Raw genomic sequence first — 25,041 nt, forward strand, 5'->3', positions numbered from 1 at the left:
CCCCCGCTACGCAACCCGCCTCGCCGGCATGTCCGGCGGCCACGTGGTCTATGACGGCGACGGCCAGGGGCTGGACGCCGCCATGCTCAAGACCATCTATGGAGGCGAGTCTTGGCTGGAATGATCCCACCCAAGGGCGCCCGCCCCTTCGCCATGTCCGGGCGCGCCAAGGCCGGCGTGCTGCTGCTGCTGGCCTACACGCTGTATGCCGGCGCGCAGCTGGACTTCAGCTGGGCGCGCTTCGAAACCGGCATGGGGCACGCGTCGACGTTTCTGGCGCGCATGTTTCCGCCCAACTTCGAAAAGCCCGCCACCTTGTGGAAGGGCATCGCGGAAAGCCTGGAGATCGCGGTGCTGGCCTCGGTGCTTGGCATCATCATCGCGCTGCCCATCGGTTTGCTGGGCGCGCGCAACATGATGCCCACCTGGGTATCGTGGCCCGCCCGCGCCATCGTGGCCCTGTGCCGCGCGCTGCATCCCGTCATCGTCGCCATCCTGTTCGTCAAGGCCGTGGGCTTTGGCGCGCTGGCCGGCATCCTGGCGCTGACGGTCGCCTCGGTCGGCTTCATCGGCAAGCTGTTCACCGAGGCCATCGAAGAGATTTCGTTAAAGCAGGTGGAAGCCGTGCGCGCCACGGGCGCCTCGTTCGCCAACGTCATCATCTTCGGCGTGCTGCCGCAGGTATTCGCCCGCTTCATCGGCTTTGCCACCTACCAGTTCGACTCCAACCTGCGCAACTCCACCATGGTGGGGATCGTGGGCGCGGGCGGCGTGGGCGGCACGCTGTTCTCGGCGTTCCAGCGCTTTGACTACGATTTCGTCAGCGCCATCCTGCTGACCCTGATCGCCATCATCATGCTGGGTGAAATCCTGGCCGGCTTCGTGCGCGCCGTGTTCCTGGACAACCTGGGATTCGAACGCATCCTGCAAGGCCGCTTCGCGGGAGCGCGCGGCATCGGCAGCGGCGCAACTCCGGTCAAGCGCCGTGCGGAGGTGGACGAATGAACGCCCACGCATCCACCTTCAATCCACCGGGTTCGCCGCGCGTCTGGCAACGCTACAGCATGGGCCAGCGCCTGCTGCGCTTCGCGCTCTACCTGCTGGTGGTCGCGGCCATCGTGCAGGCGATCCGCGGCGTCGAGATCATTCCGGAGTTCCTGTACGACGCGCCCGAGCAGATGGCCGATCTGTTCCAGCGCATGTGGCCGATAGACTGGGCCTACTACCCGGAAGGCGTGCACGGCGCGCTGATCGAAACGCTGCACATCGCCACGCTGGGCACCATCCTGTCCGTGGTGATGGCGGTGCCGGTGGGCCTGCTGGCGGCCAACAACCTCACGCCCAGCAAGACCGTCAACATGCTGGCCAGGCTGATCCTGGTGTCCAGCCGTTCGGTCAATTCGCTGGTGTGGGCGCTGCTGTTCATCGCCATCTTCGGGCCCGGCGCGCTGGCCGGCACGCTGGCCATTGCGTTCCGCTCCATCGGCTTCGTCGGCAAGCTGGTGGGCGAAGCCATCGAGGAAGCGCAGCGCGGCCCGATCGAGGCCGTCACCGCCACCGGCGCCAGCAAGGCATCCGTGATCTGGTACGCCTACTGGCCGCAGATCCGCCCCGCCTTCTGGTCCATCGTGCTGCTGCGCTGGGACATCAACGTGCGCGAATCGGCGGTACTTGGCCTGGTGGGCGCCGGCGGCATCGGCATGGCGCTGGACACGGCTCTGAACCTGTTCCAGTGGGACCGCGTGGCGTTGGTACTGGCTGCCATCTTCGCCGTGGTCGTGGTGGCCGAAATCATCATCACCCAGGTCCGCAAACGCATCCTCTGACGCGTCCGCGGATCCCTACAGCGTTCCTTTGCTCCGCCCGGAAACGGGCGGTTTTTTTTTCGCCCACATATCAGAACCGCACGCTCACCCCTGCCCTGACGCCGTGATCTTGCGCCCCGCTGGCGAGCTGTCCTTGGTAGGACAGATCGAACGACACCTTGCGCGACATCTGCACGTCCAGCCCCGCTTCCAGCACCGCGCTGTTCTTCGCGATGGGAACGCCGGCCACGGTAAAGGCATCGCCCGCCGCGAAAGCCTGGGTGGCGGCGGGCTTCAAGTCGCCGAAGGCGTAGCGCCAGCCCAGCGATCCGCGAGCCGTGGCTTGCGCGCCGCCCAGTTCGAAGCTGGACATGAGCCGCGAACCCAGTGTCGTGTACGTGGTCTCGGTGGTCTGGCTGTTTGCACGCAGGGCGGCTGCGCCGCCGCTCTCGCTGTAGCCGTCGGTCTTGAGGTTGACGTAGGCCAGGTTGGCGAACGGCTCCAGCGCAGCAACGCGCGTGTCGATGCGATAGCTGAGGTCGGCAAACGCCTGGACGGTGCGGCCGTCGTAGTTGGCCTTGAGGCTGTCGGAGTAGCCGGGCATGGATACCGAGCGCCGAGTCGCGATGTCGTGCCAGCTGTAGGCCAGCCCGCCGCGCAGGCCCACCGCGCCCCACTGGCCGCCGCCGTAGGCCCCGAGATGGTAGTTGTCGCTGTCGCCCGATGACGCGCGATCGCGCACGTCGAAATCCGTGCGGGTGTAGCCCGCCATCAGGCCCAGCCGCCAGGCATCGGACACCGGCGCATCCACGCCCAGCAGAAAGCCGCCGGTCGAACTCTTGACCTGGGCAGCATTGCCGTCGCCGTCGGTCTGGCGCCAGGAACCCAGGCCCTGTATCCAGCTGGCGGGCCCCGTCGCCGTTGCCGGAGCCAGGCGGGCGCCGCCCCCTGCGGACGCCAGCACCGGCGTCGCCGACGCGCCGACCGCGCCCGCGGCCGAGCGCAGGCGCTCGCTGGCGGCGTCGCGCACATAGCGGCTGTCTTCGAGCAGCACGGTCTTGGCCGACGCGTGGATTTCGCCGGATAGCTGGTCGAAGCTGGAACGCAGCAAGCCCTTGTCGTCCGGCAGCACGGCGAACGCGTCGTAAAGCCCATTGCCCGCCGCCATGCCGATGCTGTCGATGGCGCCCGCCGCCGCGCGCTGGTTGCGCGTGTCGGCGGCCGTGGCCATCGCGGTGCCGTTGCGCGCCAATTCCAACGACACTCGGCCCGCGCCGTAGTCGTAGCCGAGTTTCGGCGTCAGGAAGGCATAGTCGGACGTCACCGTATCGAACCGGCCGGACAAGGCGCCGTCGGCCGCCAGTATCGTGTAGACGGAACGTAGCCCGTAGTCGCCGCCGATACCGATATGCGCGACCGAGCCACCATTGATCGTGGCATTGCCCGTGACATGGATAAGGTCGGCATCGGCGCCCTGCGGATTGGTTTCCACGGCGTAGCGCGCGCCGCTCTCGATGACGAGATCGCCGTCGACGGTCAGCGTGCCAATGGAATTCCCTGGCGCCAGCGTGCCGCCGGCCGCCACGGTCACCACCGAGCCAGCGCCCGAGCCCACTGTGCCGCGGCCTCCGAGCACGCCGCCCTGGCCGATATTGAGCGCGCCGCCAAGTTTGCCGTTCAAGGCCAGCCGGCCGCCCTGAATCGTGGTGCTGCCGGTAAAGCCCGAGCTGTCGCCGCTCAGCGCCAGCGTCCCCGCGCCGCTCTTGACCAGCGCGCCGCCACCGGAGATGGCGCCGCCGAACGTTGCGTTCGCGCCTTGTTCGAACACCAAGGAGCCATTGTTGTCGACATTGCCCCGGATCGACCCGACATCGCCGATTAGCGTGCCTTCCCGGATGACGGTATTGCCGTAGGCGTTGCCCGCGTTGTCCAGTCGCAGCGTGCCGGCTCCGGTCTTGATCAGGTCGGCGTTGCCCAAGACTGTGCCGACCAGCCCCAGCGTTGCGCCGCCAGCCACCTCGAAGCGCCCGGCCTGGGTCAGCGTCATGGCACGCGCGGTATCGAAGGACGCCGATGCCGCCAGCGTGCCGCCGTTGAATGCCACGCCGCCAGACGTCGCGCCCAGGTTCGCATCGCTTGCAACCTGCAACTTGCCCCCGGCTATCGTGGTGCCGCCGCTATAGGTGTTGTTGCCGCTCAGGACCAACGTGCCGGCGCCGGCCTTGAGCAGCGATCGTCCGCTCCAGCCCGTCGCGGCGTTGGCCGCCTGGTCTGCCAGATCCGCGCCGACTACGAACCGGTTGGCGGCATCGCTCAGCGTGAACGTGCCATGCGCCAGATTGTTGCCCGCGGTCCAGCTCAGGTCGTAGCTGGCGAGGTATTGCAGGCCATCGGCCGACTTGCGCGTGTTGACCGTGAGGTAATCCACCGCGCCGCTGAAGCCGCCCACGCGCACCGACCCGAAGTCGCCGCGAATGCCGCCGCGGGTGTCGATCAGCACCTTGTCGAGCTGGCTGGCGCTGCCTATGCCGCTGAGGGTGAAGGCGACACCCTCGCCCAGCGTCAGCCCGCCCGCCTGCAAGGACGGGCCGCCCGCGCCGGCTGCGATATCCAGGGCTGTGCCATCCGCCAGATTGACATTGCGCGCCACCGCCAGCGACGCCGGCCCCTGCACCGACAAGGCGCTGCCCGCTGCGCCGACGTTCAAGTCCCCTGTCAGACTATTGGCTGCGCCGGCTACGCCGTCGCCATACTGCAGGACGCCGCCCGTGACTTCGGCCGAGCCGCCCAGCGAACCTTGCACCACGAGCCGGCCGCCGGACACCGTGGTCTTGCCGAAGTAGGAGGAACTGTTGCCAGCCAGGCTCAGCGTGCCCGCGCCGTTCTTTACGAGCGCGCCGTCGCCCGAGATGGCGCCGGCAAAGCGCGCATCGGCGGCCTGCTCGAACGCCAGCGTGCCAATGCTGCCGATGTCGACGTTGCCCGAGATCGAACCGGCATGGCCGACCAGCGTGCCAGCGCGCACCCAGGTATTGCCGTAGGCGTTGGCCCCGTTGTCCAGACGCAGCGTACCGGCGCCGGACATGAACAGATCGCCGCTGCCCGTGACGGCGCCGACCAGCCCCAGCGTCGTGCCGGCGGCCACGTCAAAACTGTTTGCCTGCGTCAGCGCGACCGCCCGCGCGGTATCGAAGCTGCCCATGGTCGCCAAGGCGCCGCCGTTCAAACTCAGGCCGCCGGACGCGGCGCCGAGATTCGCATCGCTCGACACCTGCAAGCGGCCGCCCGAAATCTGCGTGCCGCCGCCATAGCTGTTGTTGCCGCTCAAGACCAGCGTGCCGCCGCCGCTCTTGGCCAGCGCGCCTGCGCCCGACACCGAGCCGGCCAGGCCCAGCGTGGCGCCCGTGGTCACCTCGAATCGCCCCGACTGCGCCAGGGCGACCCCGCGCGCGATGTCGAAGGTGGTCGTCACCGCAAGCGTGCCGTCACCGAAGGCCAGGCCGCCAGCCGTCGCCCCCAGGTTGGCATCGCGGTCGATCTGCAGCGTGCCGCTGGCGATCATCGTCCCCCCGCCGTGGCTATTGCTGCCGCTCAACACCATCGTGCCCGCGCCGCTCTTGACCAGGGCTCCCGCGCCCGCCACCGCGCCGGTCAGGCCCAGCGTGGTGTCTGCCGCCACGTCGAAACGTCCGCTCTGCGCCAGCGTGACGGCGCGCGCGGTGTCGAAGCTGGCGGTGGTCGCCAGCGTACCGTCGCCAAACCGCAGTCCCCCGGCGGCAGCGCCCAGGTTGGCATCGCTATCGACCTGCAACGTGCCGCCCAGGATGGCCGTGCCGCCGCTGTACGTGTTGGCGCCTTGCAGCACCAGCGTGCCCGCGCCGGCCTTGGTCAAGCTCTTGCCGTCCCAACCGGCGGCGGCATTGGCGGCCTGGTCGGAAAGCGGCACCCCCAGCGTGAACCGGTTCGACGCATCGGCCAGCGTGAAAGTGCCATGGGCCAGGTTGTTGTTGGCGGTCCAGCTCAGGCCGTAGGTGGCGAGGTACTGCTTGTTGTCCGCGGACTTGCGTGTGTTGACGGTTAGATAGTCGACCTCTCCGGTAAAGCCGCCCACGTTGACGGCGCCGAAATCACCGTCGATGCCGCCTGTGGGCGCCTCGATCAACACGGTATCGAGCGCGTTCTTGTCGCCGATGCCGCTCAGCCTGAACACCACGCCATCGCCCAGCGTGACCTTGTTTGCCTGCAACAGCGGGCTGCCCGTGCCGGCCATCAAGTCCAGCACGGTGTCATCGGCCATTTCCATGTCGCCCGTGACCGCCAGCGTGGCGCCCCGATGCACCGCCAGCGTGCTGCCGGTGCCTGAGACATTCAGGTTGCCGCTCAGGGTGTTGGCCGCGCCCGTGGCGCCGTCTCCGTACTGCAAGACCCCGCCCGTGACGGCGGCCGAACCTCCCAACTGGCCCAGCACCACCAGCTTGCCGCCCGACACCGTGGTCCTGCCCTTGAATGCGCTATTCGCGCCCGTCAGCAAGGTGGTGCCGGCGATCTGGTTCAGACTATGTGAACCGGCGCCTGTGCTCAACAGCGGCGTCGAAAACGTGTAGGCGGACTCGGTATGGTTGAAGTTCACGGTGGCAATGCCGGCGCCGAACTGGATCGCGCTGGCGTTGAGCGTGCCGGCGCCCACGGCCGGCTGCCCCGCCGCCGCGCCGATATTGATCGTGCCGGTGGTGGGAAAGAAAAGAAACCGGTCCTGCGCCAGGGACACGGCCCCTCCGCCGCTCGCGCCAACGCTCACTGTGCCGCCTTGCGCGATCGTCAGGCTGCCCGCCCCCGTTCCCACGCCAAATCCCAGGGTCATCGCGCCGCTGTTGTCCCAGATGGAGCCGGCGCCGCGGACAACAACGTTGCCGCTACCGCTCATGCTGCCCACATAGCTGTCTTTGTTCGAGACGAAGCCCCCCGATTCGATGGTCAGTGTGCCCTGACCGGACACATCGCCCACCCTGAGCTCGCCGTTATTGATCCAGGTTGAACCGCGCCCCGACACCAGGAAGGCGCCATTGCCGTTCTGGATGCGCCCGACAACGCCATCGACGCTGGTCGCATATCCCCCCGCCAGGATCGACACGCTGCCCCTCCCGCCTTCCGAACCAACCAGCAGCACCGCGCGATTGCTCCAGAGCGACCCGACATCGGAAACCGTCACTTTCGCCGCGTCGTTCTGCCGGGCATCCACCGTCGCAAACTGGTTCGAGACCGTGCCGCTACTGAAGATGCTCAGCTCTCCGGGTCCGGCGCCGCCGACAAAAAGGTTGTCCGTCAGTGCCCAGGTCGAGCCGGGGCTGAACACGCTGACCCGGGCCGTGGCGCCGGGAGCTTGCCCGGCATCGATACGTCCTTCCGCGGTACCCAGAACGTTGAGGATCTGCAGGTTCCCGCCCGTGACGGTGGTGTTGCCGACGAAGCCTGAACTATTACCGGACAGCCGCGTGGAGCCGGCATAGTGATTGAGCTGGTGCGTGCCCGCCGCGCTGCTGACCAGCGCCGCGCCGAAGTCGTAGAGGTTGTTGGTGTTGAAATTCAGCGTGCCGGTACCCGCGCCGAACGCGAGTCGCTGCGTTACCAGGAAACCAGCGCCCGCGGGCGCGGCGCCGGGAGCCGCGCCGATGTTGATCGTGCCGTCCGCCGAGGCCGAGTCGGCCAGAGACACTGTGTTGCCGAGCGACATCAACAGCTCGCCGCCATCGGCGATAGTCACTGTTCCCACGCCGAATATACCCACGGAGAGCGGGACGAAGACCGTAATCTTCGGGCTTGACATGGATCCGACCGTGGTATCGCCCGTGAAGGAGACCAGCGGCCCCGCTTGCGTTTCGCTGGCCGTGCCCAGGGCAACCAGCAACATCGCCATCAACGGCAGGCTTCCGCGCGCGGATCGCCCCCTGCGGCAACCGCCCTTGCCCTGCCCGCGAGCATTTTCACTTACCACTTTCCACAAGCCTGCGCTGCGGTTGAAGACGATGCGATACGTATGATTCATTGGGCTCTTATGTAATCGGGGCCCGCACGAACAGTTGCCGGGCAGACGCGGGTAGAAGCCGGGGCCGCGAAGCGCGTTACCCGCCAATTACAATTAGAAAAGCGATTCGTAACATTGCATATCACTGAAACTTGGTAATTGAACGAAGCCGGCCAACGCTTCGGCATGCGGCTGCCAGCGTCTCCCCCTGGCTTGCGGGCAAGGCTGCTCACCCGGTTGTTGATGCGCCGCAAACACGTTTATGCTCCATGTGAAATAAATATGACCGGTCATCAAATCGCCCGCCCCGTTTGATTAAGATCTCGGCTTTTGCCGTTGGACGCCCGCCGCCATGTCGGAACAGGAATTGAAACTGCACGTGCCTGCGGCCTCGCGCCAGGCGGTGCTCCGAGAGGTCAAGCAGCGCGAGGCGACCCGCATCCGCCTGCACGCCATGTATTTCGATACGCCGGAACGCGAACTTGCGCGGGCGCGCATCGCCATCCGGCTGCGCCAGGAAGGCCGCGACTGGGTGCAGACGCTGAAGATGCCTGGCATCAATGCCATCACGCGCATCGAACTCAATCACCCGCGGCCGGGCCCGGTGCTGGACCTGTCGGTGTATGCCGGCACCGAGGTCGAAGCCGCGCTGGCAGCCATCAAGGGCGAACTGGGCCTGCGTTATGAAACCGATGTGCAGCGGCTCCTGCGCAAGGTCCGCACGCGCTACGGCACGGTGGAACTGGCCTATGACACCGGCATCCTGCGCGCCGGCGCGCTGGAGCTGCCCATCTCCGAACTGGAATTCGAACTGGTGTCGGGCCGCCCCGCCGCTATCTTCGCGGCGGCTCGCGGCTGGCAGCAGCGCCACAGCCTGGTGCTGGACCCGCGCAGCAAGTCCGAACGCGGCGATGCGCTGGCCCAGTTGGCTCAGCGCCTGGCAGATGCAGACGCCATTCCGGGCGATGACCTCGAAGCCCGCCGCGCCCAAGCCATCGCCCAGTTCTGGGCGCCGCGCGGCGCCGCATCGGTCAAGCTGCGCGAAGACATGACGGCGCCCCAGGCCATGGCGCGCATCGCGGCGGAATGCCTGGACCAGATCGCGCGCAACGCCTCGGTGCTGGCCGAGGTCGACACCGAGGGCGTCTACCGCGCCGGCAACTCCGAACACGTGCATCAGCTGCGCGTGGGCGTGCGCCGGCTGCGTTCGGCCTGGAAGCTGTTCGACGGCTGGATCGCGCCGATTCCAGACACTCTGCTGCAAGGCGTGCGCACGCACTTCGCCGCCTTCGGCGCCAACCGCGACCAGGACGTGCTGAACGAAACCGTGGCGCCCGCGCTGATGCGCGCAGGCATGCCGGTCATCCCTATGGAAGCCGCGCCCCCGGAACAGGACGCGCGCAGCATCGCCGGCGGCAAGGCCTTCCAGGCCTGGATGCTGGAGCTGCTGGAATGGAGCCTGGACGTGCCGCCGGCCCTGCCGTCCGCGGAAGGCCAGACGATAGCCAACGGCACCCCCAGCGACGCCGCGCCCGAGCCCGCCATCCGGCTGGAAGGCGGCGTGGCGGCGCCCAGCGTCAAACCCACCATCATTCCGATGCTGGCGCCCGAACCCGATCCGCAGCGCCTGCACAAGCAGCTTGCGCGGCGCCTGCACCGCTGGCATAGCAAGGTGGCTGACCAGGGCACGCAATTCGCGACGCTCGACATTCCCACGCGCCACGAACTGCGCAAGCGCGGCAAACGGCTGCGGTACAGCCTGGCATTCGCCGAATCGCTGCTGCCCGCGGGCAAACTGCGCGGCTATCGCAAGCTGCTGTCGCGCGTGCAGGACGTGCTGGGCGAAATCAACGACCTGGCAGTGGCCAAGGACTACTACGAGTCGTGTACCGCCACCCATCCGCAAGCCTGGTTCGCCCTGGGCTGGATCAGCGCGCGCCTGGAAGAACTGGCGGACGACGCGCAGCAAGCGTTCGACGATCTGGCCGCCAGCAAGCCATTCTGGAAGTGACGCGGGCTTGAATGCAAAAGGGACGGCATGCGCCGTCCCTTTGTTTTTTCCGGCGCAGGCGCGCCGGACCCACGGACCTCAATCCGCCAGCAAAGCCCCGGCGAACTCGTCGGCCACGAAGGGCTGCAGGTCTTCCAGGCTTTCGCCCACGCCGATCCAGTACACCGGGATCGGGCGCACGCCCTGGCTGCCCGCGGCCACGGCGGCCAGCGTGCCGCCCTTGGCGGTGCCGTCCAGCTTGGTCACGACCAGGCCCGTCAGATTGATGGCGGCATCGAAGGCGCGGATCTGCGCCAGGGCGTTCTGGCCGGTATTGCCGTCCACCACCAGCAGCACTTCGTGCGGCGCGGCGGCATCCGCCTTGCCGATGACGCGGCGGATCTTCTTCAGCTCTTCCATCAGGTGCAACTGCGTGGGCAGGCGGCCCGCGGTATCCACCATCACCACGCCCATGCCGCGCGCGCGGCCGGCGTTGACCGCATCGAACGCCACAGCCGCCGGATCGCCGCCGTCCTGCGAGATCACCGTCACGTTGTTGCGGCTGCCCCATTCGATGAGCTGCTCGCGCGCAGCGGCGCGGAACGTGTCGCCCGCGGCCAGCAGCACGCTGGCGCCCTGGCGCTGGAAGGTGTGGGCCAGCTTGCCGATGGAAGTGGTCTTGCCGGCGCCGTTGACGCCGGCGATCATGACGACCAGGGGTTGCGTGCGCTTCAGGTCGAAGGCGCGCTCCAGCGGGCGCAGGTGGTCGGCCAGCAGTTGGCGCAAGGCCGCCTTGACCTTGGCGGGGTCCTCGATGCGTTCCTTCTTGACCCGCGCGCGCAGCGCCGTCAGGAGCTTTTCCGTGGCCTCCAGGCCCGCATCGGCCATAATGAGCGCCGATTCGAGTTCCTCGAACAGGTTCTCGTCGACCTTCACGCCGATGAAGATCCCGCCGATGCTCTGGCCCGTACGCGACAGGCCTTGCTTCAAGCGGGACAGCCAGGAAGCCTTCTTGGGGGCTTCAGCGGCGGACTCGGGGGCTGGGGCTGGCGCCGCAGCCGGAGCCACCGGAGCCGCAACCGGCGCGGGAGCGGCGATCGGAGCTTGCGTTGCCACCACCGGCGCGGGCGCCGCGACAGGAGCGGGGGCCAATGCCGGGGCCGGCGCTGGCGCCGGAACAGGCGCTGGCGCCGATACCGTAGCGGGTGCCGGCGCAACCGGCGCGGGCGTCACGGCCGGCGCCTCATGCGGCGCAGCAACAGGCGCCACAACGGGCGGTGCCGCCGGTGCGGCGACGCCCGGGTCAATGCTCGGTTCGCGGCGCGGTTCGGCGGCCACAGGCGCCGGCGGCGCGGGAGTGACCGGGACGGCGGCGGGCTCGGCAGGCGCGGCTACGGCGTCTGCAGCCTCCGGCGGCGGCGCGGGTTGAACCGGCGCGGCGGGCGGAGGGGATTTTTTCTTGAAGAAGCGGCTAAACATGGGTAACAAGTATATTCGTATCGTCGGGGGCCAATACAGACGCACCCCCATTGCCGTGCCCGACGTGGAGACGCTGCGCCCCACGCCCGACCGCGTGCGCGAGACGCTGTTCAACTGGCTCAATCACCTGTGGGGCGGCGAGTTCGCCGACAAGCAGGTGCTGGATCTATTCGCCGGCAGCGGCGCCTTGGGCTTCGAGGCGGCCTCGCGCGGCGTGGCGCATGTACAGATGGTCGAGCGGGACAAGACCGCCGCGTCCGCGCTGCGGACACTGCGCGACAAGCTCAAAGCCGACATGATACGCATCCACGTGGGCGACGCCATGCAGGTCGCCGAGCGCATGGATGCGTCCCGATTTGACCTGATCCTGCTGGATCCGCCTTTCGGCCAGGGCTGGCTGCCGCGCCTGTGGCCGATTCTGCCGGGCATTCTGACCGAGCATGGGCTAGTCTACGTAGAGGCGGAAAGCCCCATCGAAGCCCCCGAAGGATTCACGATCTTGCGGCAGGACAAGGCAGGCGCGGTCCACTACCACCTGCTGGAATTTGCTGCATTGCGCAAATAGGTCAATAATCCGAGCTTCGGAGGATGGTGTAAACCACAAATAACGGTACGGAGCTCGTATGATCACCGCTGTATATCCCGGCACTTTCGACCCGCTGACCAGAGGCCACGAGGATCTGGTCCGCCGTGCCGCCACGCTTTTCGACAAAGTCGTGGTCGGGATCGCCATTAGCCGCAACAAGAAGCCCTTCTTCAGCATCGACGAGCGCGTGGAAATCGCGCGCGAAGTGCTGGGACACTATCCCAACGTGGAAGTGCAAAGCTTCGGCGGCCTGCTCAAGGACTTTGTGCGCGACCAGGGCGGGCGCGTGATCGTGCGCGGCCTGCGCGCCGTGTCCGACTTCGAGTACGAATTCCAGATGGCCGGCATGAACCGCCATCTGCTGCCCGATGTCGAAACGCTGTTCATGACGCCCTCGGACCAGTACCAATTCATCTCCGGCACCATCGTGCGCGAGATCGCGCAGTTGGGCGGCGACGTGAGCAAGTTCGTGTTCCCGTCCGTCGAGCGCTGGCTCCAGGAAAAAGCCAAGGAACGCCGCGAACAGTCCTGGCCGGGCTGAGCCCCGCCGCAGGTATTGCTCCACCCTCGAAGGGCGCGCAAAGCGCCCTTCTTGCGCTGCGCGGCCCGGGCGCGCGGCGGCGGTACAATGCGCTTAGCCCTACCCGCCCCATACCGCAGCCCGCCATGGCCCTGACCATCACCGAAGAATGCATCAATTGCGACGTTTGCGAGCCCCAGTGCCCGAACGAAGCAATCTCCATGGGCGAGGACTATTACGTCATCGACCCTGACCGGTGCACCGAATGCGTGGGCCATCACGACGAGCCGCAATGCAAGGTCGTGTGCCCCGTGGAGTGCATCGAGCTGCACCCGCAATGGAATGAAGGCCAGGAACAGCTCATGGCCAAATACCGTCGCCTGACCGGTGCCGCATGAGCGACGCCGCGCAGTCCAGCATCAACCTCCCTCCTTCCCGCCACCACGCCCGCCGCGACCTGTCCGCATCGGCCATCGCCGCCGGCCTCGTCGCCGTGCTGGTCAGCTTCGGCGGCACCGCCGTGCTGATGGTGCAGGCAGGCCATACCGCGGGCCTGGATTCGGCGCACATCGGCTCCTGGATCGGCTCGCTCAGCCTGGCGTTCGGCCTGGGCGGCGCCTTGTACAGCCTGCGCACGGGCCTGCCCATCGTCATGGCCTGGTCCACGCCTGGCGCGGCGCTGCTGGTCACCGCGCTGGCCGGCGTTCCCTTCAATGAGGCAATCGGCGCCTTCATCCTGGCCGCCGCGCTGACGTTGGCCTGCGGCCTGTTCGGCTGGATCGATCCCATCCTGCGCCGCATCCCCGGCGAAATCGCCGCGGCCATGCTGGCGGGCGTGCTGCTCAACTTCGGCATGGGCGTCTTCAGCAACATCAAGCAGCAGCCCGCGCTGGTGCTGGCGATGTGCGTCGCCTATCTGCTGTGCCGGCGCTGGGCGCCGCGCTACGCGGTGCTGGTCGTCATGCTGGTGGCCATCGCCATCGCCTTCGGCCTGAACCTGATCCAGCTGGACCTGCTGGACTGGCGCCTCACCGAATTCGTCTGGACCACGCCCGCCTTCAGCGCGCAGGCCGCGGTCAGCCTGGGCATTCCGCTTTTCGTGGTCGCGATGGCCTCGCAGAACCTTCCCGGCCTGGCCATCCTGCAAGCGGCGGGCTACCAGCCGCCCGCCTCGCGCCTGGTGGCGGCCACCGGCCTGCTGGGCCTGCTGGCCGCGCCCTTCGGCGCGCACAGCGTCACGATGGGCGCCATCAGCGCGGCCATCTGCACCGGTCCCGAAGCGCATCCGGACCCGTCCAAGCGCTACATCGCCGCGGCCACCTACGGCCTGGGCTACGTCGTGCTGAGCGTCGTAGCCGGCGCCGTGGCCGTGTTCTTCCAGGCCTTGCCCGCCGCCCTGCTGGCCGCGCTGGCCGGGCTGGCGCTGCTGGGCACCATCATGGGCGGCATGGCCGCGGCCATGGCCAACCCGCAACGCCGCGAAGCCGCGCTCATCACGCTGCTGGCCACGGCATCTGGCTTCAGTTTCTGGGGTATCGGATCAGCCTTCTGGGGCCTTCTGGCAGGCCTGCTGGCCCACGCGGCTTTCGAATTCAAGCGCTCTGGCGCTCAGGCTTGAACGGCCCTTGCGCCCGGCCCGCTCAGGCCGGCCAGGCGGCCACGGGCGTATCGGGATGCACCTTCATGATGCGGCAAGGCACCTGGACGAAGTTGGAAATCCAGGCCGCGGCCAGTTCCCCTTCGTCGATCACGTCCACCACCTGCTCGCCCACCTTCATGCTGTAGCGCACGCTGTCGTCGTCTTCGATGACGTCCAGCGGAATGTCCATGCGCAGCATGCCAGGCGCCTTCAGCACCAGGTAGCCCAGCCGCAGCTCGACCGAAACGTCGGCCAGCCGCGGACACAGGGCGCGGTTCAGCCACTGCCCGGAATCGTTGGCGACCAGCCATTGCCGGTGATAGCCCGCGGCCTCGGCCTGCGTGGTGACGCCGCACTCGGCCACGGGTTGGAAGTTCTCGGCGTTCATTTGCCCAGCAGTCCCTTTAAAGCCTTGTCGACGGCAGCGCCGCTCTTGCCCTTGCCCGTCACCGCTTCGCGCAGCTTGTTTTCCAGGCTGCGCTGGAGAATGCCGCCGATGGCGTCCTTCCAGAGCACGGTATAGGTCGGCTTGTCGAACGGTCCCTTGACGTGCACGGGGATGGTCACGTCCTTCAGGTCTAGCAGTTCCTTGCCTTCCGGATCGGCTGCCGGATTGACGACGCGGGCTCGCGCCACCAGGTCCAATTCGCTCTTGACGAAGTCAATGGTGGCCGGATCGCCCTGCGTCACGCGCAACAGGGGCGACACCACGTTCAGGCGCTTGACCGCGGCCACGCCCTTGGTGAAGGCCAGGTCGGCGTCCATCTCGGAGAATTCCGTCTGCTTGCTGGTGTCGGACGCGACGGTTTCATTCTGCGATTCCGGTTTGAAGGCAGCCTTCAGTTCGCGCAGCGTCTGCGTCAGGTTGATGCCCTTGACCGCGCCATCCCGCAGGCGCAATTGCATGGTGCCGCCCAGGCCGCTCTTCATGGCGTAGGCATTCGCGCCGGCTGTCTTCAGGTCCAGCGCAAGGCTGCCCGTACCGCTCAGCACGTTCTGGCGCGCCAGGTCCATCAGGAACGGTTCGATGGCGATACCGGCCAGCGACATCTTGGTGGCCAGCTGGTTACCCTGCGCGGCGTCCACCGACAAAGTGCCCGCCAGCTTGCCGCCGTACAGGCCGGCAGTCAGGCTGGAGATATCCAGCTTGCCCTTGTCCAGCTTGACCGCGGCGCCGACGTCGTCGGCCTTCAAACCGCGCACGACCAGCTTGCCAACCTTGATCGTGCCATTGACGCTGGGACCGATCAGCGCAGACAGGTCGATCGTGTCGTCGGCAGGTTTGGCAGGCGCCGCAGGGGCTGCAGGCTGCGCGGGCTTGCCGTCTTCCTTCTTGGCTTCGGCCGGCTGCTTGGGCGCCGGCTGCGCGGGCGTTGCCGCAACCGGCGGCACCAGCTTGTCCAGGTCCAGCGTATCCACCACCAGCGCGAAATTCACCTTGGGCGCATCGCTCAGCTTGGTAATGTCCGCGCTCAGATCGAACTTGCCGCCTTCCAGCACGGCGTTGATCTTGCTCGTGGCCTGATCCTTCAGCAGATCCGCGGTCACGCTGCCGATCACGGGGATCTGCAGGCTGCCCTTGGGCAGTCCGGGATCGGTGATGTTGACGTCGCCACGCAAACCGGACAGGCCGCCGCTGCGCTGCAACAGGTTCAAGGACAGCGGCGAGGCGAAGTTCAGCTTGACGATCCGTTCGCCATTCTTGGACGTGCTGTCCAGCTTGGCTTCCTTGATCTCCAGCTCACCGGCGTTGCCGCTGATGCCGTTCAAGCCGAAACTCGCGTCCAGGCCGCTGATGCGCACGCGGCCCGTCAGCGCCTCACCCGTGGCCGACGCCGGAGAGATATTGAGCGCGGGCGCGTCCACGGCGAATTCGAAGGGACCATCGGCCACGCCGCCCTTGGCGCGTATCGCCAGTTTCTCGATCTGCAGCTGGCTCTTATGCGGGTCGATCGCCAGCTTGGGAATGGCCACGCTGGCATCCACATTGGTCGCGCGCGCAGCGGGATCGGTGACGTCGCCCTGGAACACGACTTCCAGGCCGGCGATGTCCAACGCCGACTTCTGGCCGTTGAAGGCCAGATTGCCGCGCATGGCCAGGCTCTTGGCTTCGGCCCCCGGCAGCTTGCCGTCCATGCGCAGGTCCAGCTTCTGCGCGGCGTAGCGCTTGGCCGACGGATCCAGCGTAAGCAGGGCCTGGCCGGTCAAATTGGCGTCCACGCGCGGATCGCCACCCTCGACGCGTGCGGTCATGCGCACATCGAACGGTTGATTGAAGGTGACGCGGCCGGTGTTGGCGTTGATCTTGGTGACCGCCACCGCCATGCCCGTGATCTCGTCCTGCAGCTGCACCTGGCCGTCCTTCAGGTCCAGCCCGGCGATGTCGATCTGCATGTTGTTGCGCGGCTGCGGCAGGTTGCCGTTGGCGATGGCCTGCACCGCGCTCTGCGCCGCGCCCGCCAAGGCTTCAGCCGGATTGGCCGGCGCCGCCGTGATCGGCGCGGTGCCGCCCACGAGATTGCTGAAATTGAAATGGCCCTGCTTGTCCCGCACCACACGGGCCTTGAAACCGGTGATCGCGACGTGGTCCACCACAAAGCTGTTGGACAGCAGCGGCCACACCGCGACCGCCAGACGGGTGCTATCGATGGAGGCGAAGGTTTCGGAGCTGTCCGGCTCGGACAGCGACACGCCCTGCACCGACAGCCCGATGCGCGGGAAGAGCGACAACTCGATCTCGCCGTCTATCGTCAACGTGCGTTGGTAGCGTTGCTGGACAAGCTCTTCCAGCTTGTACTTGTACGCGTTGGGGTCGAATGTCAGCAAGAAGATGGCCAGGCCAACGACGGCCACGACAACCAACACAACCAGGCCTATCAAAATGCGCTTGAACCACGTTTTCATTGCTGCCCCGTCGGTACCTCGACTGGAAATCCTTGAATGCCGTCCGCTGCGCCGGGCGCGCGGAAGGTGCTTTAGCTGCGGAAAAACCGCCAGGCCCATGTAGCCACGGCCTTTCAGGGCGTGCCCGCTCTCTTGCCGAGCCTGGGGCTGCGGCGCCGAAAATGGAATCTGCCAAGGAAAGCCTGATGAAGACGCCAGCCGAGCCAGCGTACAGATAGCGCTATCGTAACAAATCGGGCCGACTTCGCGCGGATGGCCGGGCGCGGCCGCGCAAAATCAACACTATCGGTATCGATGCGGCGTCTCGAAATCCGGCCTCGGACCTGACAACTTTCTGTCTCGCGGATTGTAGGGCTAGAATGATTGATACATCAATCATTGATAGATCCAACAATGTCCGCCCCCGCTACAGGCGCCCCGCACTCGCCCGGCCAAGTGCTTCCGTTCCGCCAAACCCTGCTTGCCATGCTGGGCATGTGCTTCGTCATGATGATGGTCGCCATCGATCAGACCGTGGTCGGCACCGCGCTGCCGACCATTGTTGCCGAACTCAAAGGCTTCGAACTGTATGCATGGGTAGCGACGTCTTACCTGCTTACCTCCGTCATCACCGTGCCTATCTTCGGCCGCCTGGGCGACTACTACGGGCGCAAGCCGTTCGTAGTGGCAGCCATCGTATTGTTCACCCTGGCCTCGGCGCTATGCGGCGCAGCCGACAGCATGTTCACGCTGGTCCTGGCGCGGGCGCTGCAAGGCATAGGCGGCGGCATGCTGGTAGGCACGGCGTTCGCGTCCATCCCCGACCTGTTTCCCGATCCCCACGTGCGATTGCGGTGGCAAGTCATGCTCAGTTCCGCCTTCGGCATCGCCAACGCCATCGGCCCGACCTTGGGCGGCGCGCTGACCGAGCACTATGGCTGGCGCTCGGTGTTCTACGTCAACCTGCCCATTGGCCTCCTCGGACTCTGGTTCGTCGCCCGCTATCTGCCGCATCTGCGCAACCACACGACCGGCCGCGTGCGGCTGGACTGGCAGGGTGCGCTGCTCATCGCCGTGGCGCTGGGCAGCCTGCAACTGCTGGTCGAGCTGTTGCCCAAGGAAGGGCTTAGCGCATCCATCCTGCTGCTGGGCGCGGGCAGCGCAGTAGCCTTCGCCCTGCTGTTCTGGTGGGAACGGCGCTGCCCCCACCCGCTGCTGCCGCTGGACATGTTCCGCAACCGCGGCCTCGCCATGCTCTTCACGCTGGCCCTGCTGGTGGGCGTGACCATGTACTCGCTGCTGTTCTACGCGCCGCTGCTGCTGCAAGGCGGCTTCGGGCTGTCGCCCCAGGACGCCGGCCTGCTGATCACGCCAATGGTGGTTTTCATCACGGTGGGCAGCATCGTCAACGGCCGCATCATCACCCGCATCCGCAATCCCAACCGCATGCTGTATGCGGGCTTCATCCTGATGGCGCTCTCGTGCCTGGGCATTGTTACCACCCATAGCTATACGTCACATGCGCTCATCGCTGCATACATGCTGATGGCCGGGCTGGGCATGGGTTTCATCATGCCCAACCTGACGGTCTTCGCGCAGCAGACCGCCGGCCGCAGCCACCTGGGCATCGCCACGGCGCTGCTGCAATCCCTGCGCATGATCGGCGGCATGTTGGGCACGGCGATCGTCGGCACCATGATCAACCACAGCTATTTCAGCGGCGTCGAATCCACGCTGCGCGGCGCTTCCGCCCGCTGGCTGCCAGAGCTGAATGATCCCCAGATGCTCGTCAATCCCGAGGCCCAGACGCAGTTCCTGGCACAATTGGCGCACCAAGGCCAGGACGGAACCTCGCTGATCGAGATCGCGCGCGTCGCGCTCGTCGGCGCCATCCACGAAGGGCAACTCATAGCCCTGGCGGTCGCGGTGTTCGCGCTCTGGTGCGTGCGGCGCGTGCCGCCGGTCCAGTTGATCCGCCCTTCCACACCAGAGCCGGCCGGCGTCGGAGAATAGCTTTTGCCCAAACAACAACAAGGCTTGCAGGTCATCCAGCACATGGGACAGGCCTATCGCGGCATGCAGAGCGCGTTCAGCAGCACCGTCGGCCACGCCCTGCCCCGTTGGCGCATTTTGCTGGCGCTGCATGAGTGCGGCCAATGTTCGCAGAAGCATCTGGCCGAACGCTGCCGGCTCGATCCCGCGTCGCTCACACGGCAGCTGCAGGCCATGGAAAAAATGGGCTGGATCGCGCGCGCAGTGGATCCGCAGGACAACCGCCTGACCAACGCCAGTCTCACGCCGGCCGGCCAGGCCGTGGTGGATGAAGCCCTGCCCAAGCGGGCGGCCTTCTTCGAAGAATCGCTCAAGGGTCTTTCGGCCGGCGATATCGACACCCTGAATCGCGTGCTGAGCGTGCTGGAAGCGAATTTCCTGCGGGCGGCGGACAAGGCGCCAAGCTAGCACAGGCTCCGCCGCCATAAGAAGTACGGTATCGGCCCATAGCAAAACACGATTCGCGAGCCATAAGGATCATCCAGAATACAAACCGACTCCCCCACATAAGAACAAAGAGGCGGCAATGGATTCGGTGTATTTGGTGGTGACGCTGGGTGCGGTCATCGCGGGCTTCGTGCAGGGCCTGTCAGGCTTTGCCTTCGGCCTGGTGGCGATGTCGTTCTGGGCCTGGGTGCTGGACCCGCGCCTGGCCGCGACGCTCGCGGTCTTCGGCGCCCTGGTCGGGCAGATCCTCGCCGCCATCACCGTGCGCCGCGGCTTCGATCTGCGGCGATTGCTGCCCTTCGTGATCGGCGGCCTGTTCGGCATTCCGCTGGGCGTGGCGCTGCTGCCGCGCCTGGACATGGACTGGTTCAAGACCATACTCGGCATCCTGCTTGTGATCTGGTGTCCCGCCATGTTGTTGGCCAAGAACCTGCCGAAGATCGCCGCAGGCGGGCGCGCCGCCGATGCGGCCGTCGGCATGGCCGGCGGCGTGCTGGGCGGCATAGGCGGCTTCACAGGCACGCTGCCCACCTTGTGGTGCACCCTGCGCGGATTCGACAAGGACGCGCAACGCGCCATCATCCAGAACTTCAACCTGTCCATGCTGCTGGTGACCATGGGCACGTATCTGGCCAGCGGCATCGTCACGCGCGCCATGCTGCCCATGTTCGCCATTGTCGCCGCCGCCATGCTGGTGCCGGTGTTGCTGGGGGCCAGGTTTTATATCGGCATCAGCGAGGCGCGCTTCCGGCAGATCGTGCTGGGGCTGCTGACGGCTTCCGGAGTCGCGTTGCTGGCCTCGGCGGTGCCGCGGCTGCTGGAGCGCATGGCATAGTTCCGTCCGTGACCGCAATACGGACAAACAATGCCCATGAATCCCGACCGCCGCTACCTCGTCATCCAGGCCCACGCCAGCGAGTTCCCCGAACCCATGCTGGTGCGCAAGGGAGATCGCGTCACCGTCGGCGAACGGTACGATGGCCCCGAGGGCTGGCCCGACTGGTATCTGTGCACGCCAGCAGGCCAACAAGCCGGCTTCGTGCCGGCGCAATTCCTGGACCGCCACGCCGACGGCAGCGCCACCATGCTGGAGGATTTCACCAACAAGGAACTGGATGTCGCGCAAGGCGAGTTGCTGCGCGGCGAACGCGAATTGAATGGATGGGTGTGGGCGGTCAGGCTCGTGGATGGCGAGGCGGGCTGGGTGCCGCTTGAAAACTTGCGGGTATGCAACCAGGATGCTCAGGCACAGGGATGAGACCGCCGTCGCGAGCTGACAGAGATCCACTGGCCCGTGTCGAACATCCAAGTGGACCGCCACCGTAGATTCGATCGTCGAGAAGTGATATCGGCTTCGCTCACATATCAGCTGGCCCCTCTGGCTAGAGTGCCTTCGTACGGAGATCAATGAGTTTACGCTGGTCGCGCATGGAGGATTCGGAACGATTGAAGGTGGGCGCCACCGCCGCCATCGGCTGCTCGCCATCCTCGATGCGTTTTGTCTTTGCCCTCGCCGCAGCCGCCGCCTTTGAAGTTGCCTTCTTGGTACTTGCCTGCGCAATGCGGCGGAAAGTGGCCATTATCGTGCGTTTGTCGTCGTCGAAGTCGCCATGATGGGTGGCGCCCGAGGCGGAAAGAGAGTCATCCGGCTCGGTGTTAGGCGCCAGCACCAGATCCACGCCCAATCGCTGCATCAGCCTCCGGTCAATGAAGCGCTCCATGCCCAGGATGGGGCAGCCATCGCGAAACAGTGGAATGCGCGCCGGGTCTTCGAAGGCGTTGGAAACCAGGTAAAGCAGCGACTTATTGTAGATGTGGCCGCAGTTGTCATCTCGCTCGGCCTTGTCCGTGAGGGCGAAGATAGCCATCTTTTCGATCCCTTTTTTCTCCAGCGCGGACTCGTAATGTTTTTTGAATAGCTCTACCTGGCAGGCGGGCGCCCACAGGGTGCAACTCTTTACGGGGATTTTCCGCTCGCCCAGCAGGCTGACCAACGGCGCCAGCAGGATGGAGCCGGCGCTGTGACCGACCATGTGCACCTCCAGCCCGGGCAGGCGTTTACACAAAGCCACCAGCAGGTCGGCGACTTGTTCGGCCGCCCCCCCCTTGCCGCTGGCAGCCAGGGCGTTCTGCTTCATCTCGCTCCAAGCGGATTTTCCGGTGAGCGTGCGCGCCAGCGGCTCCAGCGCATCGTCCAGGCGGTCCAGCATGAAGTCCTTGGCGGCGTCCAGCCCCCCCTCGGGCTTTCGGCGATTGACGGCATCGCGCAGGATGTTGGTGATGGTGGTCCAATAGTCCGAACGCCAGATAAAGGCCAATGGATAAACCTCGCCATCCAATAGCAACGGACGGTACTCGGCCAGCCGCTGCACTGCGGCCTGCTCACCCACCAAACCGCCGTGGGCATAAAGCAGTATCCGCGGCACCGCCCAATCACCGGTGACGCGGGGGATATCCTCGTCGAAAACACGCTGGAGTTCCTCAGTCGTGCTGCCGTAATCGCCACCGGCTTTGAGCGCGCCATTGTTGCCCACGCTGATGATGTGTGGCCGTAGGTCGGCGTAGGAATAGCTGACGGACTGGGCTGCCGTGGTGGCATGCACCGTCGCGGTAGATTCCGCCCGCCGCAGCGTGACTGGCGCGCCCAGGCGGGCCACCCAGACGTCGGTGCCGTTCTCCAGCCAGTCGTCGTAGCTCAGCAGACCGAAGCCGCTACGGCCCCAGTCGCCCCCCCAGGAATTCTGAATCCAGAAACCACGCTCGTCGTAGGCGACGATGGCAAAGGCATGTCCGCCCAGGATGGCGGACGACTGCTGGATCACCCCGTCCGCACCCACATGTGACCATCCGTCATGGACGGTGCAGGTTGCGTACAAGACGCCCACTTCGGCGATGGCCGAATGCATGGCCACCAGATCCTTGTGGTTAACGCGGAAGTAAGCCCCCAGCGGACGACGCAGCGCGTCGACCACGCGCTCGTCGTTCAGGCCGCCCTCGGCAGTAGAGCCCTTGGAGGCAGTCTTGAGTGCTTTCTTACCCACTTTAACGACGCCGCTGGGGTAGAGCGATTCGGAGCAGACGCCATGCTTGTGCCATCCTTTCATGGCTCCACGCGCGCTGGAACCGGAATAGTCTTCGCCCGGCCATTCGTCATAGCGGCGAGCCAATTCATACATCATGCGTGGACTTACCGGCGTTGCATCGGGTACCACGCGCCGGCGCAGCAGCAGGTAATGCGCCACGGTGGCCAGGCCATAGCCGGTACATGCCCCTTCGGCCCCCTGATCGAGGATAGGCACGTTGCATTCAAGATAATCACCCAGCGATACGTGCAAGGGCACTTCGATCAGCGTGGGGGTATACATCTGATCGCGGAAATCCAGGGTATCCGGCCGAGCATCGAGCCGCCGCGCAGGAACAGCGCCTGCTCCCCTCTTTTCGGTCGCGGCGTTCGCCTGACCGCGGCGGCGTTTGCCGCTTGCTTTCTGATCGGTCGGCTCCGAGGAAGCGGCCTCCGCGATCAACTCCCAGCCCCGTGTCAACGCCTCCGCTGCCATCGCGGGCGCCGCGCGCTGCGCGCCCGCCTTCCCGCCGCGCCGGGTGGCGTGCACCGGACCGGCAGCCACGTCGGGCAGGCTGCCACGCAGGACGTCAAGCGCCAGGGCATAGAGGCGCCGCCGGTCATCGGCACCATTCTGGCCTCCGTTGATGCGGCGCGTGATCTCGTCAAACAGGCCTGCATCGGCCAGCGCATTGAGCCCATTGCGTTCCCAGAACAGCCCCGCAATCCGGAAACCCACCACAGGGTCGGCCGCTAGTTCAGGCTGACCAACCAGATCCTGCCCCAGCAGTTCCCCGTAGCGCGCATAGTTCGCACGACCGGTGATCTGGATCGGTCCACGGCCCTTGAAGCGACGACCGTCGCCCGGCTGCGTGTTGCCAAGTTTGCGGGCCAGATCGCTGGGAGGCTCGTAGCGCTTCTGCGCTGCCGTCGGCCCCCAAAGTTCCTCCAGGAACTGCAATTCCCCCGACTCATGGCCCAACTGCGCCACAAAGGCGGCCGCCCGCCGCAGATTAACGTCGATCTGGTGAGCCGCCATGGCATTGTTGAGAGGCTCCAGGCATTGCGCACGGCGAAGCCGGGATGCATGGCGCATGATCTGCGCGAGTTGGGCATCAGTCAGCATGTTCGTCTCTTCCTCAGCCAGCATCGGTGGTCAGTAGATCTTCGCGTCCGATGCTAGCCATGCGCTTGCACGCTGCATATCCCTTCTATTGGGTATGGCGCACAGGCGGAGCTTGTCATAGGTAATTGGGCCCTTCCTTGACCATGGAGCAGGAAAGCCACCTGGCCGGAGCGTGGTTCTGCCATGGGATGACCGTCAAATGGCGGACACAGGGTTCGGTCCTGCAACGGGTGAAGGCGGAGCGCACCGCCCATCACCAGCGTTGCCGGCTACCGTCCAATCGTCGGATTTTGCTTGGAAGCTCGAATCGGCTACTGCCGCGCAGCAGCCTTGAGCGTTTCCTCTACTCTGGCCAGTTCCGCTTGCGTCTGAGGGCCGGCATTGCGCGCGCGGACAAGCGGCAGAACCTGTCCAGCCAAAGAGCGCGCATCTTGCGTCCAGGCACGGGGGTCCGTGCGAGAAAGAAAATAAAGCACATTGATCAAGCCGCTCGGAGAAAGCTTGTCGATCTGGTCGCTATTCAGCAACTTCAAAGCCTCGACAATGGCGTCCGCTGAATCGTTGAAGTCTCTCTGCAGCCTGCCCGTGGCGCGGCGGCGTTCGTCTACGCCAGGCGCATTCATCTGAGAAACAAGGCGGACAATTTCCGCATTTTCAATCTTGGCGATGGTCGCGACACTTTGCGCAGCGGCTTTGCGGACCTCCTCGTTGGGTGACTGCTGCAGCCCTGCGAGCAAGCCGTCCGCCTCTTCTTTGGAAAGTGCAAGCCGCACCATGGCAAGTGCAGCATTGCGCTTGGCCCCGTCTTGAACGCTCAGCTCGGGAACGAGACTGTAGACCCACTTGTAGCGCTCCACGCGTTCCTTGGACTCTTCAACGCTAGTGCTGCGTCGCCGAAGCTCGGCATCCAGCGCCGCAGTCTGAATCCTCAAATCCGCCTCGCGCTGGTCAATCTGTTGCTTGGTCTGCGCATTCCAGATCGTCAGTACGATGGTTACAAGCGTCCCCAAAACACCCACGCCCGCAACGATGCGGTCGAGCCATGATCGGGGAGTGCCTTGGGTATCCATCTCAGCGACCTCACAGGGTGGGTCCGTACGTGTTCGTTGGATTCCATGCATGCTACGGCGGGCATCGCCAGGTGTCTAGTCGCGGAACCACACCCTTTTCCGCGGAGACCGTGGTCAGCCTCAAGCGCTGGGCGATGACGGTGTTGAGTTCGCCGTTGGCACTGTCCAGAATCATGCGGTCCCTATTTTTCAAGGCGGCAGGCGGCGAGCGGCCGCATGCCAACGGCCGTAACTGGCCGGCGAAGTTCGGCGAGGCGCATCAAAGTTGCGTACTCGATGACATGCTCATATCCGGCTCGGCGGCACTGAACGACCAAGCTCCTCGCTGAAACCAAAAAGCCGCGCATTTGCGCGGCTTTTC

At 66.0% G+C, this 25,041-nt stretch carries 18 protein-coding genes and 2 pseudogenes; 13 read left to right on the plus strand and 7 right to left on the minus strand.

The window, feature by feature from the left end:
- The 3 genes and pseudogenes from DXK93_RS05765 to phnE (DXK93_RS05775) all read left to right on the plus strand — a co-directional run.
- Positions 1 to 124: pseudogene (locus DXK93_RS05765) on the plus strand (phosphonate ABC transporter ATP-binding protein); the annotation flags it as partial.
- Positions 121 to 1,005: a phosphonate ABC transporter, permease protein PhnE gene (gene phnE / locus DXK93_RS05770; protein WP_054451934.1), complete on the plus strand. Its 885-nt coding sequence runs from the start codon at positions 121 to 123 to the stop codon at positions 1,003 to 1,005. The pseudogene DXK93_RS05765 and the gene phnE (DXK93_RS05770), both read left to right, overlap by 4 nt.
- Positions 1,002 to 1,826: a phosphonate ABC transporter, permease protein PhnE gene (gene phnE / locus DXK93_RS05775; protein WP_119449618.1), complete on the plus strand. Its 825-nt coding sequence runs from the start codon at positions 1,002 to 1,004 to the stop codon at positions 1,824 to 1,826. The genes phnE (DXK93_RS05770) and phnE (DXK93_RS05775) overlap by 4 nt, the downstream gene beginning before the upstream one ends.
- 70 nt (positions 1,827 to 1,896) lie before the next feature.
- Here the strand turns inward: phnE (DXK93_RS05775) and DXK93_RS32275 are convergent, their stop codons facing one another.
- Together DXK93_RS32275 and DXK93_RS32595 are read right to left on the minus strand one after the other, a co-directional pair.
- Entirely contained in the window at positions 1,897 to 7,719 is a 5,823-nt protein-coding gene (locus tag DXK93_RS32275) for an autotransporter domain-containing protein (RefSeq protein ID WP_233564514.1), read from the minus strand.
- Positions 7,720 to 7,848, minus strand: a pseudogene (locus tag DXK93_RS32595) (ESPR domain-containing protein); the annotation flags it as partial.
- Positions 7,849 to 8,179: 331 nt separating this feature from the next.
- Between DXK93_RS32595 and DXK93_RS05810 the strand changes: the two are divergent.
- Complete coding sequence (locus DXK93_RS05810; RefSeq protein ID WP_119449619.1) at positions 8,180 to 9,838, plus strand: CYTH and CHAD domain-containing protein; 1,659 nt, start codon at positions 8,180 to 8,182, stop codon at positions 9,836 to 9,838.
- A gap of 78 nt (positions 9,839 to 9,916) precedes the next feature.
- Here the strand turns inward: DXK93_RS05810 and ftsY are convergent, their stop codons facing one another.
- Positions 9,917 to 11,296, minus strand: coding sequence for a signal recognition particle-docking protein FtsY (gene ftsY, locus DXK93_RS05815; RefSeq protein WP_199728278.1), 1,380 nt, complete (start codon positions 11,294 to 11,296; stop codon positions 9,917 to 9,919).
- Between ftsY and rsmD the strand changes: the two genes are divergently transcribed.
- The 4 genes from rsmD (at position 11,295) to DXK93_RS05835 (ending at position 14,020) form a co-directional block, all read left to right on the plus strand.
- A complete protein-coding gene (gene rsmD, locus DXK93_RS05820) occupies positions 11,295 to 11,861 on the plus strand; it encodes a 16S rRNA (guanine(966)-N(2))-methyltransferase RsmD (protein ID WP_054451938.1) in 567 nt (188 codons plus the stop codon). The two genes, ftsY and rsmD, sit on opposite strands and share 2 nt — an antisense overlap.
- A 58-nt stretch (positions 11,862 to 11,919) precedes the next feature.
- On the plus strand, positions 11,920 to 12,423 hold the full coding sequence (gene coaD / locus DXK93_RS05825) for a pantetheine-phosphate adenylyltransferase (protein WP_013396175.1): 504 nt from the start codon (positions 11,920 to 11,922) through the stop codon (positions 12,421 to 12,423).
- Between the two features lie 125 nt (positions 12,424 to 12,548).
- Positions 12,549 to 12,800 (plus strand): YfhL family 4Fe-4S dicluster ferredoxin, encoded by a 252-nt coding sequence (locus tag DXK93_RS05830; protein ID WP_042795127.1) that lies wholly within the window; start codon positions 12,549 to 12,551, stop codon positions 12,798 to 12,800.
- Positions 12,797 to 14,020, plus strand: coding sequence for a benzoate/H(+) symporter BenE family transporter (locus DXK93_RS05835; protein ID WP_175161370.1), 1,224 nt, complete (start codon positions 12,797 to 12,799; stop codon positions 14,018 to 14,020). Before DXK93_RS05830 ends, DXK93_RS05835 begins: the two co-directional genes overlap by 4 nt.
- Positions 14,021 to 14,042: 22 nt before the next feature.
- On the opposite strand, the gene DXK93_RS05840 is transcribed toward DXK93_RS05835, so the two are convergent.
- Positions 14,043 to 14,429 (minus strand): MOSC N-terminal beta barrel domain-containing protein, encoded by a 387-nt coding sequence (locus DXK93_RS05840; protein ID WP_119449620.1) that lies wholly within the window; start codon positions 14,427 to 14,429, stop codon positions 14,043 to 14,045.
- The gene (locus tag DXK93_RS05845) at positions 14,426 to 16,945 is read right to left on the minus strand and encodes an AsmA family protein (RefSeq protein WP_119449621.1); all 2,520 of its coding nucleotides are present in this window, start codon (positions 16,943 to 16,945) and stop codon (positions 14,426 to 14,428) included. The genes DXK93_RS05840 and DXK93_RS05845 overlap by 4 nt, the downstream gene beginning before the upstream one ends.
- A 393-nt stretch (positions 16,946 to 17,338) precedes the next feature.
- On the opposite strand from DXK93_RS05845, the gene DXK93_RS05850 reads away from it, so the two are divergent.
- The 4 genes from DXK93_RS05850 (at position 17,339) to DXK93_RS05865 (ending at position 20,681) form a co-directional block, all read left to right on the plus strand.
- Positions 17,339 to 18,937, plus strand: a complete 1,599-nt coding sequence (locus DXK93_RS05850; RefSeq protein ID WP_119449622.1) for an MDR family MFS transporter — start codon at positions 17,339 to 17,341, stop codon at positions 18,935 to 18,937.
- Between the two features lie 3 nt (positions 18,938 to 18,940).
- The gene (locus DXK93_RS05855; protein WP_119449623.1) at positions 18,941 to 19,384 is read left to right on the plus strand and encodes a MarR family winged helix-turn-helix transcriptional regulator; all 444 of its coding nucleotides are present in this window, start codon (positions 18,941 to 18,943) and stop codon (positions 19,382 to 19,384) included.
- 118 nt (positions 19,385 to 19,502) lie between these two features.
- The gene (locus DXK93_RS05860; protein WP_054451944.1) at positions 19,503 to 20,258 is read left to right on the plus strand and encodes a sulfite exporter TauE/SafE family protein; all 756 of its coding nucleotides are present in this window, start codon (positions 19,503 to 19,505) and stop codon (positions 20,256 to 20,258) included.
- 30 nt (positions 20,259 to 20,288) lie between these two features.
- Positions 20,289 to 20,681, plus strand: a complete 393-nt coding sequence (locus DXK93_RS05865) for a ligand-binding protein SH3 (RefSeq protein WP_233564515.1) — start codon at positions 20,289 to 20,291, stop codon at positions 20,679 to 20,681.
- Positions 20,682 to 20,805: 124 nt separating this feature from the next.
- Here the strand turns inward: DXK93_RS05865 and DXK93_RS05870 are convergent, their stop codons facing one another.
- Together DXK93_RS05870 and DXK93_RS05880 are read right to left on the minus strand one after the other, a co-directional pair.
- Entirely contained in the window at positions 20,806 to 23,610 is a 2,805-nt protein-coding gene (locus DXK93_RS05870) for a glycoside hydrolase family 19 protein (protein ID WP_199728279.1), read from the minus strand.
- Positions 23,611 to 23,921: 311 nt separating this feature from the next.
- On the minus strand, positions 23,922 to 24,680 hold the full coding sequence (locus tag DXK93_RS05880; protein WP_054451946.1) for a hypothetical protein: 759 nt from the start codon (positions 24,678 to 24,680) through the stop codon (positions 23,922 to 23,924).
- A 110-nt stretch (positions 24,681 to 24,790) separates the two neighbouring features.
- On the opposite strand from DXK93_RS05880, the gene DXK93_RS31800 reads away from it, so the two are divergent.
- On the plus strand, positions 24,791 to 25,009 hold the full coding sequence (locus tag DXK93_RS31800) for a hypothetical protein (RefSeq protein WP_147400223.1): 219 nt from the start codon (positions 24,791 to 24,793) through the stop codon (positions 25,007 to 25,009).
- The last annotated feature ends 32 nt before the right edge of the window (positions 25,010 to 25,041 follow it).

It is taken from the genome of Achromobacter sp. K91 (assembly GCF_003576205.1).
In the GTDB taxonomy this organism is placed as follows: Bacteria; Pseudomonadota; Gammaproteobacteria; order Burkholderiales; family Burkholderiaceae_B; genus Achromobacter; species Achromobacter aegrifaciens.